Source organism: Vibrio ziniensis (genome assembly GCF_011064285.1).
Taxonomy (GTDB): domain Bacteria; phylum Pseudomonadota; class Gammaproteobacteria; order Enterobacterales; family Vibrionaceae; genus Vibrio; species Vibrio ziniensis.
Genome location: NZ_CP049331.1, coordinates 922,566 through 940,797, shown reverse-complemented (window position 1 = coordinate 940,797; position 18,232 = coordinate 922,566). Strand labels below are relative to the sequence as shown.

The 18,232-nt window shown below is 44.1% G+C and carries 15 protein-coding genes, 1 tRNA gene and 1 riboswitch; of the genes, 8 read left to right on the top strand and 8 right to left on the bottom strand.

Annotated features, from left to right (window positions below):
• Positions 1-2: 2 nt before the first annotated feature.
• Entirely contained in the window at positions 3-509 is a 507-nt protein-coding gene (gene moaB / locus G5S32_RS04270) for a molybdenum cofactor biosynthesis protein B (RefSeq protein ID WP_165310653.1), read from the bottom strand.
• Positions 510-600: 91 nt separating this feature from the next.
• Positions 601-1,590 (bottom strand): GTP 3',8-cyclase MoaA, encoded by a 990-nt coding sequence (gene moaA / locus G5S32_RS04265; RefSeq protein WP_165310651.1) that lies wholly within the window; start codon positions 1,588-1,590, stop codon positions 601-603.
• A riboswitch (molybdenum cofactor riboswitch) is annotated at positions 1,578-1,724 on the bottom strand. It overlaps the preceding gene by 13 nt.
• A gap of 253 nt (positions 1,725-1,977) precedes the next feature.
• Here moaA and G5S32_RS04260 point away from each other — a divergent pair.
• Positions 1,978-2,868, top strand: a complete 891-nt coding sequence (locus tag G5S32_RS04260) for a YvcK family protein (RefSeq protein ID WP_165310649.1) — start codon at positions 1,978-1,980, stop codon at positions 2,866-2,868.
• Positions 2,869-2,931: 63 nt separating this feature from the next.
• Here the strand turns inward: G5S32_RS04260 and luxU are convergent, their stop codons facing one another.
• The 3 genes from luxU to uvrB form a co-directional block, all read right to left on the bottom strand.
• Positions 2,932-3,282, bottom strand: coding sequence for a quorum-sensing phosphorelay protein LuxU (gene luxU / locus G5S32_RS04255; protein WP_165310647.1), 351 nt, complete (start codon positions 3,280-3,282; stop codon positions 2,932-2,934).
• Positions 3,282-4,682 (bottom strand): quorum-sensing sigma-54 dependent transcriptional regulator LuxO, encoded by a 1,401-nt coding sequence (gene luxO / locus G5S32_RS04250; protein ID WP_165310645.1) that lies wholly within the window; start codon positions 4,680-4,682, stop codon positions 3,282-3,284. The genes luxU and luxO overlap by 1 nt, the downstream gene beginning before the upstream one ends.
• Before the next feature lie 443 nt (positions 4,683-5,125).
• A complete protein-coding gene (uvrB, locus tag G5S32_RS04245; RefSeq protein WP_165310643.1) occupies positions 5,126-7,156 on the bottom strand; it encodes an excinuclease ABC subunit UvrB in 2,031 nt (676 codons plus the stop codon).
• A gap of 642 nt (positions 7,157-7,798) precedes the next feature.
• On the opposite strand from uvrB, the gene G5S32_RS04240 reads away from it, so the two are divergent.
• A tRNA-Asn gene (locus tag G5S32_RS04240) sits at positions 7,799-7,874 on the top strand.
• 59 nt (positions 7,875-7,933) lie between these two features.
• Here the strand turns inward: G5S32_RS04240 and G5S32_RS04235 are convergent.
• The 3 genes from G5S32_RS04235 to G5S32_RS04225 all read right to left on the bottom strand — a co-directional run bounded on the left by G5S32_RS04235 (position 7,934) and on the right by G5S32_RS04225 (position 11,967).
• On the bottom strand, positions 7,934-10,381 hold the full coding sequence (locus tag G5S32_RS04235) for a molybdopterin guanine dinucleotide-containing S/N-oxide reductase (RefSeq protein WP_165310641.1): 2,448 nt from the start codon (positions 10,379-10,381) through the stop codon (positions 7,934-7,936).
• Between the two features lie 24 nt (positions 10,382-10,405).
• The gene (locus G5S32_RS04230; RefSeq protein WP_165310639.1) at positions 10,406-11,500 is read right to left on the bottom strand and encodes a NapC/NirT family cytochrome c; all 1,095 of its coding nucleotides are present in this window, start codon (positions 11,498-11,500) and stop codon (positions 10,406-10,408) included.
• Between the two features lie 167 nt (positions 11,501-11,667).
• The gene (locus tag G5S32_RS04225; protein ID WP_165310638.1) at positions 11,668-11,967 is read right to left on the bottom strand and encodes a PTS sugar transporter subunit IIB; all 300 of its coding nucleotides are present in this window, start codon (positions 11,965-11,967) and stop codon (positions 11,668-11,670) included.
• 308 nt (positions 11,968-12,275) lie between these two features.
• On the opposite strand from G5S32_RS04225, the gene rsxA reads away from it, so the two are divergent.
• From rsxA to G5S32_RS04195, 6 genes are read left to right on the top strand one after another with little or no spacing between them, the layout of a single operon-like run.
• Entirely contained in the window at positions 12,276-12,857 is a 582-nt protein-coding gene (gene rsxA, locus G5S32_RS04220) for an electron transport complex subunit RsxA (protein WP_165310637.1), read from the top strand.
• Entirely contained in the window at positions 12,857-13,444 is a 588-nt protein-coding gene (rsxB, locus tag G5S32_RS04215; protein ID WP_165310636.1) for an electron transport complex subunit RsxB, read from the top strand. Before rsxA ends, rsxB begins: the two co-directional genes overlap by 1 nt.
• A gap of 8 nt (positions 13,445-13,452) precedes the next feature.
• Positions 13,453-15,825: an electron transport complex subunit RsxC gene (gene rsxC, locus G5S32_RS04210; RefSeq protein WP_165310635.1), complete on the top strand. Its 2,373-nt coding sequence runs from the start codon at positions 13,453-13,455 to the stop codon at positions 15,823-15,825.
• Positions 15,825-16,871, top strand: coding sequence for an electron transport complex subunit RsxD (gene rsxD / locus G5S32_RS04205; protein ID WP_165310634.1), 1,047 nt, complete (start codon positions 15,825-15,827; stop codon positions 16,869-16,871). Before rsxC ends, rsxD begins: the two co-directional genes overlap by 1 nt.
• A gap of 9 nt (positions 16,872-16,880) precedes the next feature.
• Positions 16,881-17,510 (top strand): electron transport complex subunit RsxG, encoded by a 630-nt coding sequence (gene rsxG / locus G5S32_RS04200; protein ID WP_165310633.1) that lies wholly within the window; start codon positions 16,881-16,883, stop codon positions 17,508-17,510.
• Positions 17,510-18,211: an electron transport complex subunit E gene (locus G5S32_RS04195; protein ID WP_165310632.1), complete on the top strand. Its 702-nt coding sequence runs from the start codon at positions 17,510-17,512 to the stop codon at positions 18,209-18,211. The genes rsxG and G5S32_RS04195 overlap by 1 nt, the downstream gene beginning before the upstream one ends.
• The last annotated feature ends 21 nt before the right edge of the window (positions 18,212-18,232 follow it).

Here is an 18,232-nt window from a genome sequence, read left to right as displayed (position 1 = left end):
TCTTACAGATGCGGCATAAAGTTACATGGGCGATGGCTAGCATCTAATTGTTGTTTAATGATTTTTGTCCAACCGGTACGACATGCACCAGTCGAGCCTGGCATAGCAAAAATAACGGTATGATTTGCAAACCCAGCTACCGCTCGAGATTGAATGGTAGAAGTACCAATTTCTTCATAAGAAACGATACGGAACAATTCACCGAAACCTTCAACTTCTTTATCAAACAGGGGCTTTAGTGCTTCAGGAGTACTGTCACGAGAAGTGAAACCTGTGCCACCAGTAATTAATACTGCTTGAACTTTTTCATCAGCAATCCACTGCGACACTACCGCACGGATTTTGTACATATCATCAATTACGATTTGCTTGTCAGCTAGGTGGTGGCCAGCTTCTTGGAGTTGCTCGGCAAGGTAACGACCTGAAGTATCATTTTCTTCGGTACGTGTATCTGAAACGGTTAGAACTGCGATATTCGCTGGCTGAAATTTGCTTTCTGCGTGACCCATTTGCTCACCCTAATGTAATGTTCTAGTGTAATAATTTAATTCGTCACGAACGCCTTATGCTTTCGCGATAGATTTTTACTTGTTAATAGATTTATCCGCCAATAGACGCTAAATGCGGCGTCATCCCGGTATTTCCTTCCTGAAGAAAATGGCTGACAGATTTGTTCTGCAACTGCATTTGAATACGTGAGATTAACTCAGCTTCCTGAGCGTCCTCCTGCATCAAATCTCTTAGTTCAATACCTTGCTCACCAAAAAGACAGAGATGAAGCTTGCCAAGCGCGGACACTCTTAAACGGTTACAGCTGTCACAGAAATTCTTTTCGTACGGCATGATAAGACCGATTTCACCCTGATAATCTGGATGAACAAAAACCTGTGCTGGGCCATCATTGTTCTCTCTCACCTTTAGAATCCAACCATTAGCAATCAGTTGGTTTCGAATCGTGACTCCAGAAATATGATGTTTGGTAAACAAGTCATCCATTTCCCCCGTTTGCATCAGTTCAATAAAACGCAATTGGATTGGACGATGCTTTATCCAGTTGAGAAACAACGGAAGTTCGTGGTGGTTACGATCTTTCATCAAAACCACATTCACTTTAACTTGCTTGTAGCCCACCTCGAATGCGCGGTCAATTCCAGACATCACTTGATGAAATCGGTTTTCACCAGTGATTTGATGGAACATCCTTGGGTCTAAGCTATCAACGCTGACATTGATGTGAGTCAGTCCCGCTTCCTTCCATTCCGCAACACCTCTTTCCATTCGATAGCCATTGGTTGTCGTAGCAATTTTTTGAATGTTCGAGTTGTCAGCGATGACACGGATAATATCGGTAAAATCTTTGCGTAACGTCGGCTCACCACCAGTGATACGGATCTTAGATGTACCGCAATCGGCAAATGCGTTCACTACGCGATGAATTTCTGGAAGAGTTAGAAAAGACGAATTTTTGCTCCCCGAAGGTTTATAACCATCAGGCAGGCAGTACGTACATTTGAAGTTACATACATCGGTAACTGATAGGCGCAAATAATAAAATTTACGCCGGAATTTATCTTCGAATTGTTGCGCCAAGGAACACCTTTCCAAATACGGGAGGCACAAGCATTTCCACTTATGCCCTTGTGACAACATGCCACTGGCTTTTTCATCATATCACTAATAATAAACAGAGACTTAGATGAAGAAGCTCGGAGTTATGGCAGCCGGTTAGTAAGTTGGAGACTTTTCTAATCAGCGACTACTGGCTGTAAAATACTGAAAAACGCTTCATCTTTCTAGTAAATCAGTTACAAAAAAAAACCAATATCCTAATTTACCTCTAAATAAGTATAAGTCGTTTTATATATCCTATACATTCTAGTATACCCAAGCGAATTGACGTTGTGATAGGACTTCTACGCACTCAACAAACTCTACTTGCGAACTTGGGTATATCAAATATTAGAAGAACAAAAAATTATGAATTTATATCAAGACAAAAAAGTGGTTGCGATAGGCGGCGGTCACGGGCTAGGACGTATTTTGGCAGCGTTGAAACATTTCGGATCTAACGCTACAGGCATTGTTACAACAACTGACAACGGTGGTTCAACGGGACGTATCCGTAACTGCCAAGGTGGTATTGCTTGGGGCGATACTCGCAACTGTATCAACCAGCTCATTACCGATCCTTCAATTAGCTCAATGATGTTTGAATACCGCTTCAAAGGTAGCGGTGAACTGGATGGTCATAACCTAGGTAACCTAATGTTGACGGCACTAGATAACTTATCGGTTCGCCCTCTGGATGCCATCAACCTTATCCGAGCCATGCTCAAAGTCGATGTAAACATCATCCCTATGTCTGAACATCCTTCAGATCTCACAGCACTGGCAACAAGTGGTAAATGGGTTACAGGTGAAACCAGCGTAGATGAAATGAAAGACGATTTGTTGCGTCTTGACCTTGAGCCGAAGGTGACAGCAACACTCGAAGGTGTCGAGGCAATTGCTCAGGCCGATGCTATTATTCTAGGTCCGGGAAGCTTCCTAACCAGTATTATGCCACCTTTACTTTTACCTAAAATCGGTCAAGCCATATTTGATAACCAAAATGCCAAAGTCATATTTATTGAAAACTTATCACCTGAGTATGGTCCTGCTGGTCGTATGAGCCTAAAACAAAAACTGGAATGGTGTGAGCGAGCTTGTAAAAACCGAAAAATCGACGTGGTTTTAGGCCCCAAAGAGCATCCTGAATTAAAGGAAATATGGAATTGTGTGACTCGCGATTTAGCATCACCAAACCGCGATTGGCGTCATGACCGAGACAAATTACGTCTGGTTATTGAAGAGCAATTAAACAGCTGATTTAGTTTGGTGGTTATGATTATCGCTAGCAACGACTTATCACCGACTAGCGATAAACAATCATCAATGGCTGCTAATGATCAGCTGCTGATAACAGCCGTAAGTCTGGTTGATAATATCCACCATAGTCGCGGCCTCTATTCTTACATCAAAATGCTCACCTAGCTTTGCCTTGGCATCGATATCCACCGCTTTAGCACATAGCTTATCGGCGCCAAAGCTAGCAGCGCTACTTTTTAACGCATGGCTAATATCTTTAAGGTACTGAGTTTTATCCGTTAGCTCATTACTGGTTAAACTTTGCTGATAGGCTACCAACTCACCAAGAAAGATCTCAACAAGCAAAGGAACATTATCTTCCCCGATTTCTCTCGCTAGTTTCTCTATCTTGCTTTGGTTTAACACTTCCATCATTACCTGCTTTCCTTTTCTTTTTCATTCCACGTTTGTAGCTTTCTGTATAGCGTTGAAGGACTGACATCCAAATACCCAGCCGCTTTCGGAATGTTGCCATCACAAGCTTCTATCGCTTTTTCGATAGCTTGCTTTTCTGTCATCCAAAGAGGAAATATCTCATGTACCGTTATCGTACTGCTGTTTGGCTGTTCGGCAGGTTCATTGCGCTGCTGAGGAAAGTTCAATGGCGGTGGTAACATCTCTTGTGATATTTCTTTACCATCATTCAGTACCACAACGTTACGCAATACGTTCTGCAATTGACGAACGTTACCCGGCCACTCATAGCGTTTAAAGCGTTCAACCACTTCTGGAGACAAACGCACAAAACCTTTGCCTTCTTCTTTTGACATATAACCCAATAGCGAATAAGCGATTTCAATAACGTCATCGCTACGTTCACGTAAAGGTGGTAGATGCAAAGGAATCACATAAAGACGGTAATACAAGTCTTCCCTAAAACGACCTTCCTGCACTTCCTTCCATGGATCTCGGTTGGTAGCGCAAACAAATCGTACATCCACGCTTTTCATCTTAGAAGAACCGACTTTTTGAAACGTACCGGTCTGAATAAAGCGCAGCAATTTTGTCTGCAATTCTAGATCCATTTCGCACAATTCATCGAGAAACAGCGTGCCACCGTCGGCCAATTCAGCCGCCCCTTGGCGATCTGAAGCAGCCCCCGTAAAGGCCCCCTTTACGTGGCCAAATAGTTCACTCTCAATGAGGTCTTTGGGAATCGCGGCACAGTTAATAGCAATAAACGGCTTATCGCCACGTTTGCTCGCTGCATGAATCGCTTCTGCACACACTTCTTTACCCGTACCACTTTCTCCAGTGATAAAGATACTCGCTTTACTGCTCGCTGCTGAGTCTATAGTCCGGTAAACCGCTTGCATGGTTTGACTACTGCCAATAAAGCCTTGATAGTTTTGGTTATTAATACCATCAACATCATTCTTAAGCTTACTGGCTTTACGAATCGCATTGTTCACTGTGACGCGTAAACGATCAGCTTCACAAGGCTTAATCAAGAAATCCTGAGCACCATGACGCATAGCCTCAACCGCTGTATCAATAGAGCCGTGCGCAGTCATGAAAATAACCGGAACATCGGGAGACTTTTGTTTCACTTCGTGCAATACGTCCATGCCGGTCATATCTGGTAATCTGAGATCGAGAAGAATTAAATCAGGTTCTCGCGCCGCAATGCTTTCAATCGCCTCGCGCCCAGTGCCGACGATATTGATGTCTATTTCAAGTGGAGTGAGGTAAGAACGATACAACGCCGCCACAGACGCCGTATCTTCCACCATCAATAAGTATTTTGCTTTTTGTGGTGTGTAATTGTGTTGCATAGCCTAGCCATTTATTATTTGCATTTTGCTTCATAATTGCATTAGAAGTTGCATTTTGCAAACATACGATAACTAAACCATACGATTAGTATGAGAATTAAACAAAACTAGCATTTTATATATGGCACAAAAAATGCCTATTTCATAATGACCCTAACGGGTCACCTAGCCAACTGACGTTGTTAGTGAATACAATATTCACAAAATTACAGCCAATAGACCGATTTCTATTGGCTATTTTTTTATCTTATAGTTCTGCTAACGCCTAATAATACCATCCTAGATAAAAATATGATCAGACTAAGCATCGGCGAGCAGCGAATGGGCGTCAAACGCAAACGCGCATTCATTCGTCCCTGAAGCTCCACCGAGCCATCCGTGGCTCGGAGGGTTTGCTTATCGACGCCCATTCACTGATGAGGAAATTTTCCAGAATGGTATAACTAGGAATTAGTGATGAACTGTTTTCTCAATTCTTCAATCTGATCACGGGTTTTCGCGGCCAACTCAAACTCTAAGTTTTGAGCATATTTGTACATTTGACCCTCGAGCTTACTGATCTCTTTATCCAATTGCTGTGGCGTTAACGATCCATAGTTAGCGGCATCTTCAGCAACTTTAGAAAGAGCCACCACTTTGCTTGATTTCTGTTTGCGAGATTTAGCAATATCGCCAATCTCCATAATATCTTTGATATTACGTTTTAGAGCTTGAGGTTTAAGCCCCATGGCTTCGTTATAGGCGTGTTGTTTCTCGCGACGACGATCAGTTTCATCCATCGCTTTCTTCATTGATTTAGTAATGCTATCAGCATAAAGAATAGCTTTGCCTTCAATGTTACGAGCCGCACGACCTATGGTCTGTATCAATGATCGCTCCGAACGTAAGAAGCCCTCTTTATCAGCATCCAAAATCGCCACCAGCGACACTTCAGGCATGTCTAAACCTTCACGCAACAAGTTGATACCGACCAGAACATCAAACTCGCCCAGACGCAAATCACGGATAATTTCAACCCTTTCGACTGTATCGATATCCGAGTGCAGATATCTCACCTTGACACCATGCTCATGCAGATATTCAGTCAGATCTTCCGCCATACGTTTGGTCAAGGTAGTAACCAACACCCTTTCATCTTTAGCTGAACGAATACGGATCTCAGAAAGCAAATCATCGACCTGAGTCGTCACTGGGCGTACTTCAAGTTGTGGATCTAATAGACCCGTAGGACGAACAACCTGATCAGCCACTTCTCCGCCAGATTTTTCCAACTCATAGTTGCCTGGTGTTGCGGACACAAAAATCGTCTGTGGCGCTAGAGCTTCGAACTCTTCAAATTTTAGCGGTCTATTATCCAACGCAGAAGGAAGACGGAAGCCAAACTCCACTAAAGTTTCTTTACGGGAGCGGTCACCTTTAAACATCGCACCTATTTGCGGTACTGTAACGTGCGATTCATCAATGACTAATAAACCATCGTGAGGCAGATAGTCAAACAATGTCGGAGGCGGCTCACCCTCGTTACGGCCACTCAAAAATCGGGAGTAGTTTTCAATGCCCGAGCAAAAACCTAACTCGTTCATCATCTCAATATCGAATTGAGTTCTCTGAGTAATACGTTGCTCTTCTAGTAGTTTGTTGTTCTCAAGCAAGTATTTACGGCGTGACTCGAGTTCCACTTTAATACTTTCAATCGCTTCAAGAATGCGTTCTCGTGGCGTCACATAGTGAGTTTTAGGATAGACAGTAAAACGAGGTAAATCTCTTTGCTTAATCGCGCCAGTTAACGGATCAAACAAGCTGATACAATCAACTTCATCATCAAACATTTCCACACGCACCGCATCTTGGTCAGATTCAGCAGGGAAAATATCAATCACTTCACCACGAACTCTGAACTGACCACGCTCAAATGCTACGTCATTTCGAGAATATTGTAGTTCAGCGAGTCGACGCAACATATCTCGTTGATCAATCACATCACCTCGACGCAAGTGCAGCATCATTTTCAGATAGGAGTCGGGGTCTCCCAGACCATAAATCGCGGACACTGAAGCAACAATAATGGCATCTTTACGTTCCAGCAGCGCTTTGGTTGCAGAAAGTCGCATTTGTTCAATATGGGCGTTAACAGAAGAATCCTTCTCGATGAAAGTATCTGTAGTAGGCACATATGCTTCTGGCTGGTAGTAGTCATAGTAAGAAACAAAGTATTCAACGGCATTATTTGGGAAGAAGGATTTCATCTCTCCATAAAGCTGAGCGGCAAGAGTCTTGTTTGGAGCGAGCAATATAGTCGGTCGCTGAGACTGAGCGATAACATTTGCTAGGGTAAACGTTTTACCTGAACCCGTTACACCTAACAGTGTTTGGTGAGCCAATCCTGCCTCAATTCCTTCTAAAAGTTGTTCTATGGCTTTAGGCTGATCGCCAGATGGACGATAGTCTGATACCAATTCAAACGCCTTACTCATTACGCATTCTTCCTACAATTTTGACTAGAGGCTGTTATATATAATAGCTATTGTCGCTGCTTGGCTTACGGCATGGCAAGCCATAATTGCCAATAGAGCAAAAGAGATATTTAACACTACAATCAATTCAACTAAATCCATCAATGAAACGAATGTAAATTCACAAATCAAACTTGTGTTTCAGATCTATCGCGTATGAAAAATAACATTCGCATCTATTGATAAAGTTTGTTAACATCGCTGCCCCACCGAGTTCTATCGCTTTAATTTCCCTAAAAAATAATCCACTGGTTTTCCCCAAAATATTTTATTTTGACATTAAACTGACCTTTCCACTCTAATCCCAAAGCATGAGAAAAAACAGTGGATAACATACTTTATAAAAGAAAATTCAATCAGTTACACTTTTTATACAATCGATTACATTTAGAGTTTTCACTTAAATAATAACTCACCAGTAGATTGCTCAAGTTTCATCAACACACTTATCCACAAATTTGGTGGATAAGTAAATCCAGCGTAATACCCATAAGGGGTACAGAAAAGTAAACTGTTTTTTTTGATAAAAATTCACTGAAATTTGGAGTGTAAAGGTTGACACTATCCGCCCCTCTGAGTAACATCCGCACCGCATAAAATAATTCCCCCTTAGTTCAGTCGGTAGAACGGCGGACTGTTAATCCGTATGTCGCAAGTTCAAGTCTTGCAGGGGGAGCCAAATTCAAGAAAAAAGACGTCCTAGGACGTCTTTTTTTGTTTCTGACTTGGAGAAAAAATCTAGCTGATCATCGGAGGATCAAATGCGGTGAGGGCTGGTACTTCACCTGTGTATTTTTCTATTCGAACCAATGCTGAGTTTGCAGCACAACCATTCGCTAAGCGAGACGACGGTACATCGAGTGTCAGTACATTGCAGCCACCGTTTTTGCATATTCCAGATTGCTTATCAAAGTCTGGCCATGCCCCTTCGTGGATACACACTGAACCCTGTTTGATTCTGTCCGTTACTTCAGCACCAACCAACACTTGTCCTCTTTGATTAAAGGCTCGTACTAAATCACCTGTTTTTATATCTCTCACCATAGCATCGTCAGGGTGTATCCAGATTGGTTCCCGATCGGCAATCGCATACTGGCCACGTATCGTTGCATAGTTGAATTGGCTGTGAAGACGATGAGCAGCATGCGCGGTCATTAGCTGTAACTCTCCATCCTTAGCATTGCCGGTATATTCGTCCGGAGCCAACCATGTTGGATGTGGAGGACAATCTTTGAGGTTGTAACCTTCGATTGTTTTGGAGTAGATCTCTATTTTTCCGCTAGGTGTGCCTAACGGATTGAGTACAGGATCTTCACGAAACGCTGCGTGGCGAACAAACTTGGCATTCTTTTCATTCCATTTCATTTCGATAAGTTCGTTATCTTGCCAGAACTTACTGAAGTTCGGCATAGCCACACGAGCACTGCGACCACCTTGTTGAGCTGCGGTATAAAAGCCGTAAAGCCATTCCATCTCTGTTTTGCCTTCGGTATACACATCATGACCACCCGGTGCGAGCAACTCAGACATATCGGCAAAAACATCAAAATCGTTTCGAGATTCACCTTCAGGCTCAACCACTTTCTTCATTGGCACTAAGTGTTGGTTACTGTAATCCCCAGTCATAGTGAGATCGTTCCGCTCAAACGAAGTCGTGATTGGTAACACTACGTCTGCGTGCTTCGCGGCAGCCGTCCAATATGGTTCGGATATGACGATAAGCTCTGGCTTCTGCCATGCTTTGATCAACCGATTGGTGTCTTGATGATGAGTGAAGTTGGCTCCACCAGCCCACCAAATCATTTTGATGTTTGGAAATTTAAGTTCATGCCCATTGTGTATGTACATCTTACCCGGATTTTCCAGAGCTTCCACAATGCGAGCGACAGGGAAGCTTTGCATCGCTCCAGAAATGGCCCAGTCATTCCCCGCAGAAGAACCACCACCTAATGATGCAGAAATGGCAGGAAGTACGCCTGCATTTCGAGTTGGGTTACCGCCGTTTGAATAATGGTAAGAAAGACCAAAACCACCGCCGGGCAAACCAATCTGCCCGAGCATGGCAGCCAGCGTCGCAATCATCCAGTGGCGTTGCTCACCATATTGCTGACGCTGCATTCCCCATCCTGACATCAACATGGTTCTATTTTGGATGAAAATATCCGCTAATAGCTCAAGCTGCTCAGCAGACACCCCACAGATATCAGAAGCCCATTGAGACGACTTCTCTATACCATCCTCTTTACCCATCAAATAAGCTTCAAACGGTTCAAAACCTGTGGTGTACTTTTCTAAGAAAGCTTTATCGTGTTTACCTTTTTTCACTAGGGTATGAGCGATACCTAGCATCATTGCCACATCCGTCATGGGATGCGGCGCTATCCATTGTGCGTTTTCACCAAAGAACTCTATGGTTTCAGAGCGTATTGGATCAATTGCTATAATGGTTTTTCCGGACTGTTTCAGTTGATGGAAAAACTCAAGCCCAGCACAGTCTGTCGAGCTCCATGCTATTTTCAGCGTATTTACAGGGTTTAGTCCCCACAGAACCACTACTTCACTGCTTTCCAAAATCACGGGGTAGGTAGTTTGCTGCTCATACACCTCAATGGAGCCCATGACATGAGGCATGATGACTTGCGCAGCCCCAGTAGAGTAATCTCCGAGGTGCCCTGAATAACCACCAGCCATACTCATGTAACGCTGTAACAATGTTTGGGCTTTATGTAACACCCCACTCGAACGCCAGCCATAAGATCCCGCAAATACGGCAGCTGGTCCGTATTGTTTACGAATGCGCATATGCTGTTCATGGATCAATTTGTACGCTTTCTCCCAAGAAACTCGCACAAACTCATCACTACCACGCACACCTTGCGGTGAACTTGGATTTGAAAGGAAGCCTTTACGTACCATAGGGTATTTAACCCGAGCTTTGGTATACACTTGGTCTGGGCCTGTCAGTTGAAGACTATTTGGCATAGTTTGGGCTAAAGCATTTTTCGAAGACACTAACCTCCCGTCTTGCACATCACATAACAACGGACCCATCCGTCCGGCTGTTAACACACCACCTCCACGTTCATTAAGCTCAGCTAAAGAAAGGGGGGAGAATGAACTGCACGCAAAAGCGCCAGCTGTAATACCTGTACCTTTTAAGAATCTACGGCGAGTCATATTAGTCATAATATTTATCCTTCTTTAATATCCTTAGTGACCAACCACATCTTTCGCGTGGTGCTGGAAGAACTTGGTGAGAATTTCTAAGTTTTCGCCCGAAATATCAGTACGATCCCCCATACTTTTCGCCACCGGTCCCCACGCGTTCACCGTAAAGTGATTCGAAGGTATTTTTGCATGGCAGGTTGAACAGTAAACATTGTTTAACTGTTCTGCGTATGACCAAACAGGGTCTAGTGAGTCAACAACAGGAGAAGTAATCATCCCTGTTAACGACACTGCTCGCCATTCATTGCCATACTCGTCTGCCTTGAACTCCCCTGCTTGCAGAGCTTGTTGCCCTCCTTCTGTCAACGTTGCAACAATGGCGCGTTGTCCTTGTGCCATGTAAAGCACCTGTTCAGCACCTTTCATCTGGTAAGCATTGAGTGTGACGGTACGTTCTTCACCGTTAGATTTAACCACTTCTAGCATTGCCGTTGGGTTCAGCTTACCCAAATCTGCCATTGCAATTTCCGTAACGGGATACACAGTTTTTGCATCAGGAGAGGTTCGTTTAGTAAATGCCATCAAAGTATCGAATGCTTTACTATCGAGTTCGACTTCAGGAGCAAAATGAGCAACGCCCTTATGGCAGTCAATACAGGTTTGATTTTGCTCGATTCCGTAAGCATGCATTTTTGCTGCTTCTCTGGTTTGAGCAAATGGTTCCATGGCGTCGGCGTTATGACAGGTTCGACACGTCGCTGAATCATTCTCACGAAACTGCTGCCAAACCATCTCAGCGAGATCTTTTCGATGAATTTCATATTTCTCAGCAGTATCTATCTTACTGGTAATGAATTCGTGGTAGATGTCTTTGGTCGCTCGAATCTTAGTGAACAAGTACCCCATAGTATCTGTTGGGATATGACAGTCTGAGCATTCTGCTCGAATACCTGTAGCATTACTGAAGTGAACAGATCCTTGGTATTCCTTATAAGGAATGTCCATGGAGTGACAAGAAAGGCAAAATTCTGTGTTTGAGGTGTAGTGCATAATAGCTGCACTGCCCCCCAAAGTTAGCCAACCGATACCTATACTCACTAACACTAATAAAGCGATGTATCTTTTTTTTATCGACATAGCACCACCACATCCACATTAAATGTAATGTTAAGTGTAATTCACAATAATGAATTGTGGTGCTTATGCCTCGAGTTCACTATCTAAAATCTTTTTATGTCTTACGGTTAAGATTAAAGAGGCAGTACTGATGCCCGTCTCTTTATTGTATAGATGCCGTCGTCGATTTAACGAGCTTGAAGCCTAGCGTCAATTTCCTGAGCATAGTTGTTAGCTTTAACACCATAGATGATTTGCACATTGTGCTTGTCCAACCGAACCACACCAAAGGCTCCGTTGCATTTCAGGAAATCGGCATCCACCAAATCTGAATCATTCAGCTGTAATCTCAGTCTAGTGGCACACGCGCCCGAATGAACGATATTTTCCAACCCACCAACCGCAGCCACTATTCCATCCGTTTCCTGACCAATGTTTGGATTCACCCTAACTAAAAATTTCAAAAACTGACGAATTTTGTCGATCATAAAAACCTGCTGTTGTTTGAGATAAATTGCTGTAAATACAATAAATAACCCTACGCTGTATATACGTCAGCATAAACTACACTATGAATGCATGCGAAGATAAATCAACGCGTTCTGATTAAGGCGTCATTCCTTACAAACGAACATCATAAACGAAAGTTTCAAACTCTATAGCTCGAAGAGATCGATCTAGCGTGTAAAGTTGGGCGTTTTTTTATTCTGAAATTGAAAACCTTATCTTTCGTTGGTTGTTATTGGCTACACAAAGCATGATAATACCGAGATCGGAACGAAGACATTACATAATTATGACCGAATATCTTTTGTTGTTAGTCGGCACTGTGCTGGTGAACAATTTTGTACTGGTAAAGTTTTTGGGCTTGTGTCCTTTCATGGGCGTATCCAAAAAGTTAGAAACTGCAATTGGCATGGGGTTAGCGACAACATTCGTTTTAACCTTGGCTTCCGTATGTTCGTATCTTGTAGAAAGTTATATCCTGAGGCCTTTAGGTATTGAATACTTACGCACCATGAGCTTCATTCTCGTGATTGCGGTAGTCGTTCAATTCACCGAAATGGTCGTGCACAAAACTAGCCCAACACTTTATCGTTTACTAGGCATATTCCTACCACTCATTACAACCAACTGTGCAGTGTTAGGTGTAGCATTACTGAACATCAATGAAAACCATAATTTCATCCAGTCGATCATCTATGGTTTCGGCGCAGCGGTGGGTTTCTCTATGGTGTTGATTTTGTTTGCCTCTATGCGTGAGCGCATTCATGTTGCGGATGTGCCGGCCCCTTTTAAAGGCGCTTCTATCGCAATGATCACCGCAGGTTTAATGTCACTTGCCTTTATGGGCTTTACCGGATTGGTGAAGTTGTAATGAGTACGATATTAATTGCTGTCATCGCTATCGCCGTCCTAGCCGCTGTATTCGGTGCTATTTTGGGCTTTGCTTCTATTCGTTTCAAAGTTGAAGCAGACCCGATTGTTGACCAAATTGATGCCATTTTACCTCAGACTCAATGTGGACAGTGTGGTTATCCAGGTTGTCGCCCCTATGCCGAAGCGATTGCGAATGGCGACCAAATAAACAAATGTCCCCCTGGCGGTCAACAGACGATAGAAAAACTCGCAGACTTAATGGGCGTTGACGTTCAAGAGTCGGCACACGATTTGGATAACAAAGTAAAAACCGTTGCTTTCATCCATGAAGACATGTGTATCGGTTGCACCAAGTGTATTCAGGCGTGCCCAGTAGACGCCATTGTTGGCGGTACTAAAGCGCTGCACACCGTTATTAAGGATGAGTGCACGGGATGCGACTTATGTGTTGCACCTTGCCCGACAGATTGTATTGAGATGATCCCTGTTGCGACCACCACAGATACTTGGAAATGGCAGCTCAATGCTATTCCTGTCCTTGATGTGACTCACGCTGCAACCTCTCACCAAAGCAGCGGAGAATAAGGATTCATATGTTGTCATTAATCGAACAAATTAGAACGGGTAGTCTGTGGTCTTTTCCGGGCGGCATTCACCCACCAGAAAACAAACAACAGTCGAATCAATCTGGGATAACTCAAGCAAGCATTCCAAGTGAAATTGTATTACCTATTAAACAACACATCGGAAAACCAGGCGATTTGTTGATAAGCGTTGGTGACACTGTTAAAAAAGGTCAGGCTTTAACACAATACACTTCAACATTCATGTTGCCAGTTCATGCACCAACTTCTGGTGTAGTGAAGGCGATCGAGCCAAGAACAACAGCGCATCCTTCCGGCCTTGCTGAACTTTGCATCGTCATCGAATCAGACGGTCAGGACAGCTGGATTGAAAGAAATTGCGTTGAAGACTTCACACAATGCTCTCCAGATGAACTGATTGAAATCATTCGCCAGTCTGGAATATCAGGTATGGGCGGTGCTGGCTTCCCGACTGCGAAGAAAATTCAATCGGGCTTATCCCGTACCGACATTCTTATTATTAACGCTGCCGAATGTGAGCCTTACATCACCGCTGATGATGTTTTGATGAGAGAAAACGCTCAGGAAATCATTGAAGGTATCAGTATTGTTGAACACATTCTTAAACCAAAACTGACCATTATTGGTATTGAAGATAACAAGTCAAAGGCGATTGAAGCGCTAAAGAATGCTGCCTTAAATAAAAACATTGTGATTAGGGTTATTCCAACCAAATACCCTTCAGGTGGTGAAAAGCAGTTGATCAAGATTCTAACCAATCTTGAAGTTCCAAATGGCAGAATCCCTGCTGACATCGGTTTGATGGTGCAAAACGTCGGCTCAATGCAAGCCATTAAACGTGCTGTAGTTGATGGTGAACCATTAATTCGTCGCGTGGTGACACTCACAGGTAACAGTTTTAGAAAACCCAAAAACGTATGGGCCTTACTTGGTACGCCGGTTAAAGCTCTACTTGATGAATTTGGTTATCAAGCAGATAAAAAACTGCCGCGTTTGATCATGGGCGGCCCAATGATGGGCTTTACTCTGCCACATGCCAATGTACCTGTAACTAAAACCTCCAACTGTATTCTTGCGCCAACTCACCAAGAAATTGCGCCACAAGCCTATGAAATGGCTTGTATTCGCTGTGGTCAGTGTGCCGAAGTATGCCCTGCATCACTATTACCTCAGCAACTACAATGGCATGCAAAAGCGCAAGAGCTGGACAAGTGTGAAGAACTGCATTTAAAAGACTGTATTGAATGTGGCGCTTGTGCGTACGTTTGCCCTAGTGAAATTCCACTAGTTCAATACTACCGCCAAGCCAAAGCGGAAATTCGCACCCGCAAGGTAGAATCTGATGCAGCTGAACGTGCTCGACTTCGATTCGAAGAGAAAAAAGAGCGTATGGAGCGTGATAAAGCGGAACGAGAGAATCGCTTTAAAGTGGCAGCGGAAACTCGTCGTCAGGAAATGACCACCAGCGATGGTGAAAATGCGATTGCGGCAGCCATCGCTAGAGTGAAAGCACAGAAAGAACAGTCATCAGCTACAGATTCAGCGGTTAAACCAGCGGTAGCAGCAGCGATTGCCAAAGCGAAAGCAAAACAATCTGAAGCGGCGAAAACTGGCGCAGCCGAACCTGATAATTCAGAGATGATCAAATTGCGTGAAGAGCGCAAACGCCAGGCTCGTGAACGTAAACTAGAGAAAGAATCGCAAACAGACTCGGTTGAATCTCCAGCTAATGATAAAAAAGCCGCAGTAGCTGAAGCTATCGCACGAGCCAAAGCACGTAAGGCTCAGCAAGACGCTCCTGTCAAGGAAACTCAAGCAGAGGCTGAGACTTCTGACGATCCGAAAAAAGCGGCAGTAGCGGCGGCCATTGCTCGCGCTAAAGCCCGTAAGGCTCAGCAAGACGCTCCTGTCGAGGAAGCTCAAGCAGAGGCTGAGACTTCTGACGATCCGAAAAAAGCGGCAGTAGCGGCGGCCATTGCTCGCGCTAAAGCCCGTAAGGCTCAGCAAGACGCTCCTGTCGAGGAAGCTCAAGCAGAGGCTGAGACTTCTGACGATCCGAAAAAAGCGGCAGTAGCGGCGGCCATTGCTCGCGCTAAAGCCCGTAAGGCTCAGCAAGACGCTCCTGTCGAGGAAGCTCAAGCAGAGGCTGAGACTTCTGACGATCCGAAAAAAGCGGCAGTAGCGGCGGCCATTGCTCGCGCTAAAGCCCGTAAGGCTCAGCAAGACGCTCCTGTCGAGGAAGCTCAAGCAGAGGCTGAGACTTCTGACGATCCGAAAAAAGCGGCAGTAGCGGCAGCCATTGCACGCGCCAAAGCACGCAAAGCTGAGCAACAAAATAAAAATACCGAGGAGAATAACTAGTGGCTTTCTTTATAGCTAGTTCCCCACATACACATATCAAACGCAGCACTTCCGACTTAATGAAGTGGGTAGCGTTATGCGCACTGCCGGGCTTATTTGCTCAAACCTATTTCTTCGGTTTTGGTACGTTAATTCAGTTGGTTTTTGCAATCCTTGTCGCGCTGGCGTTTGAAGCAGCGGTAATGAAATTGCGTAAGCGTCCAGCTCATTTTGCACTAAAAGATCACAGTGCCATCGTCACTGCATGGCTATTGGCAGTAGCGATTCCGCCAATGTCACCTTGGTGGATAGTGTTTATTGGTCTGATTTTCGCCATTCTCATTGCGAAACAGCTGTACGGTGGACTGGGTCAAAACCCATTTAACCCAGCAATGGTCGCCTACGTAGTTCTGCTGATTTCATTTCCAGTACAGATGACAAGTTGGATAGCACCGCATCAGTTAGCACCGGATAGCATCTCATTCCGTGATTCATTGTCACTGATCTTTACTGGATTTGACTCTGACGGATTGTCGCTGCAGCAAATTCGAACTGGTATTGATGGCATGACAATGGCAACACCGCTTGATTCGTTAAAAACGTCTCTAAAAGCCGGGCACACGCTGTCAGAAGTTATGGCTCAACCTCAATTTGGCTCTTTGGCTGGTATAGGTTGGGAATGGGTTAACCTTGCGTACTTAGCTGGCGGTATTATTCTTCTAAGACTTAGAGTGATTAACTGGCACATCCCTGCTGCGTTTCTAGTAAGCTTAGTTGTGGTCAGCACATTAGCTGCACTGTTCGCACCGGGTACAACAGCATCCCCATTAGTGCATCTGTTATCTGGAGCAACTATGCTCGGGGCGTTCTTTATCGCTACCGATCCTGTTACAGCTTCAACAACCGTAAAAGGGCGTTTGGTATTTGGTGCATTCATCGGTGTTATGGTGTTCATTATCCGCAGTTGGGGTGGTTTCCCAGATGGTGTGGCGTTTGCCGTTCTATTGGCTAACATGTGTGTACCACTCATCGATTACTACACCAAACCTCGAACTTATGGGCACTAAGGAGCGATTATGTTCACCGCAATTAGAAAAAACGGGCTCATCCTTGCTACTTTTGCCTGTTTATCGACAGGCGTTGTAGCCGTCACACACAAGCTAACTGAAAGTCAAATCAAAAGTCAGCAACAAGCTCAATTACTGTCAGTGTTGAACCAAGTGATTCCCACGAAACTGCATGACAACGAGTTGTCACAATCATGCATTTTGATTAATGACCCCGCTTTAGGTACAAATGACTCGATGCCTGCATATATAGCTACGCGGAAAGGACAGCCAAGCGCGATTGCTATAGAAGCTATCGCTCCTGACGGATACAACGGCGCAATTAAAGTTATTATCGGTATCAAAAATGACGGAACCATCTCTGGTACTCGTGTATTAGCACACAATGAAACTCCGGGACTTGGCGATAAAATTGATCTACGAATTACTGACTGGATACTTAATTTCACTGGTAAGTCAGTAACTTCTGATAACGAAGCACAATGGAAAGTTCGTAAAGACGGCGGGCAATTCGATCAGTTTACTGGTGCAACCATTACCCCTAGAGCTGTAGTTAAAGCCGTCAAAAAAGCAGTGACTTACGTGAATGAAAATCGTGAGATATTAGTTAAACAAACGTATAACTGCGGAGATAAGTAATGAACAGTGAACATAAAGCACTGATGAAAAATGGTATGTGGGAAAACAACCCAGCTTTAGTTCAGCTGCTTGGTCTGTGTCCGCTACTTGCCGTATCGTCTACCGTGACCAACGCTCTTGGTTTGGGGATTGCAACCATGCTGGTGCTTGTAAGCTCAAACGTGACCATTTCTTTAGTTCGTGACTATGTGCCAAAAGAAGTGCGTATTCCAGTGTTTGTGATGATCATTGCAGCATTGGTGACTTGTGTTCAATTACTCATGAATGCCTATGCCTACGGACTGTATCTATCGTTGGGTATCTTTATCCCACTGATCGTAACCAACTGTATTATCATCGGACGCGCAGAAGCTTTTGCCTCAAAAAATGATGTACTTCCTTCCGCACAAGATGGTTTGTGGATGGGACTTGGTATGACATCAGTGCTAGTTGTACTGGGTTCTATGCGTGAAATCATCGGCAACGGCACCTTATTTGATGGTGCAGATTTGCTACTCGGTGATTGGGCGAAAGTTCTTCGAATTGAGATTTTCCATTTTGATAGCAGCTTCCTGCTCGCATTGTTACCTCCTGGTGCATTTTTCGGCGTAGGTCTTCTAATTGCACTGAAAAATGTTATCGACAAACGACTTGCAGCACGTCAACCGAAGCAAGAAAAGCCGACCATTGAACGTGCACGAGTTACTAACGTATCGTCTTAAAAATAAAAACTAAAAACCGTG

What these genes read in the sequence shown, in the direction of transcription:
- G5S32_RS04260 (WP_165310649.1), top strand. Translation starts at nt 1,978, where the DNA reads ATGAATTTATATCAAGACAAAAAAGTGGTTGCGATAGGCGGCGGTCAC.
- uvrB (WP_165310643.1), bottom strand. Translation starts at nt 7,156, where the DNA reads ATGAGTAAGGCGTTTGAATTGGTATCAGACTATCGTCCATCTGGCGAT.
- rsxB (WP_165310636.1), top strand. Translation starts at nt 12,857, where the DNA reads ATGAGTACGATATTAATTGCTGTCATCGCTATCGCCGTCCTAGCCGCT.
- moaB (WP_165310653.1), bottom strand. Translation starts at nt 509, where the DNA reads ATGGGTCACGCAGAAAGCAAATTTCAGCCAGCGAATATCGCAGTTCTA.
- G5S32_RS04230 (WP_165310639.1), bottom strand. Translation starts at nt 11,500, where the DNA reads ATGTCGATAAAAAAAAGATACATCGCTTTATTAGTGTTAGTGAGTATA.
- rsxA (WP_165310637.1), top strand. Translation starts at nt 12,276, where the DNA reads ATGACCGAATATCTTTTGTTGTTAGTCGGCACTGTGCTGGTGAACAAT.
- G5S32_RS04235 (WP_165310641.1), bottom strand. Translation starts at nt 10,381, where the DNA reads ATGACTAATATGACTCGCCGTAGATTCTTAAAAGGTACAGGTATTACA.
- luxU (WP_165310647.1), bottom strand. Translation starts at nt 3,282, where the DNA reads ATGATGGAAGTGTTAAACCAAAGCAAGATAGAGAAACTAGCGAGAGAA.
- rsxC (WP_165310635.1), top strand. Translation starts at nt 13,453, where the DNA reads ATGTTGTCATTAATCGAACAAATTAGAACGGGTAGTCTGTGGTCTTTT.
- rsxG (WP_165310633.1), top strand. Translation starts at nt 16,881, where the DNA reads ATGTTCACCGCAATTAGAAAAAACGGGCTCATCCTTGCTACTTTTGCC.
- luxO (WP_165310645.1), bottom strand. Translation starts at nt 4,682, where the DNA reads ATGCAACACAATTACACACCACAAAAAGCAAAATACTTATTGATGGTG.
- G5S32_RS04195 (WP_165310632.1), top strand. Translation starts at nt 17,510, where the DNA reads ATGAACAGTGAACATAAAGCACTGATGAAAAATGGTATGTGGGAAAAC.
- G5S32_RS04225 (WP_165310638.1), bottom strand. Translation starts at nt 11,967, where the DNA reads ATGATCGACAAAATTCGTCAGTTTTTGAAATTTTTAGTTAGGGTGAAT.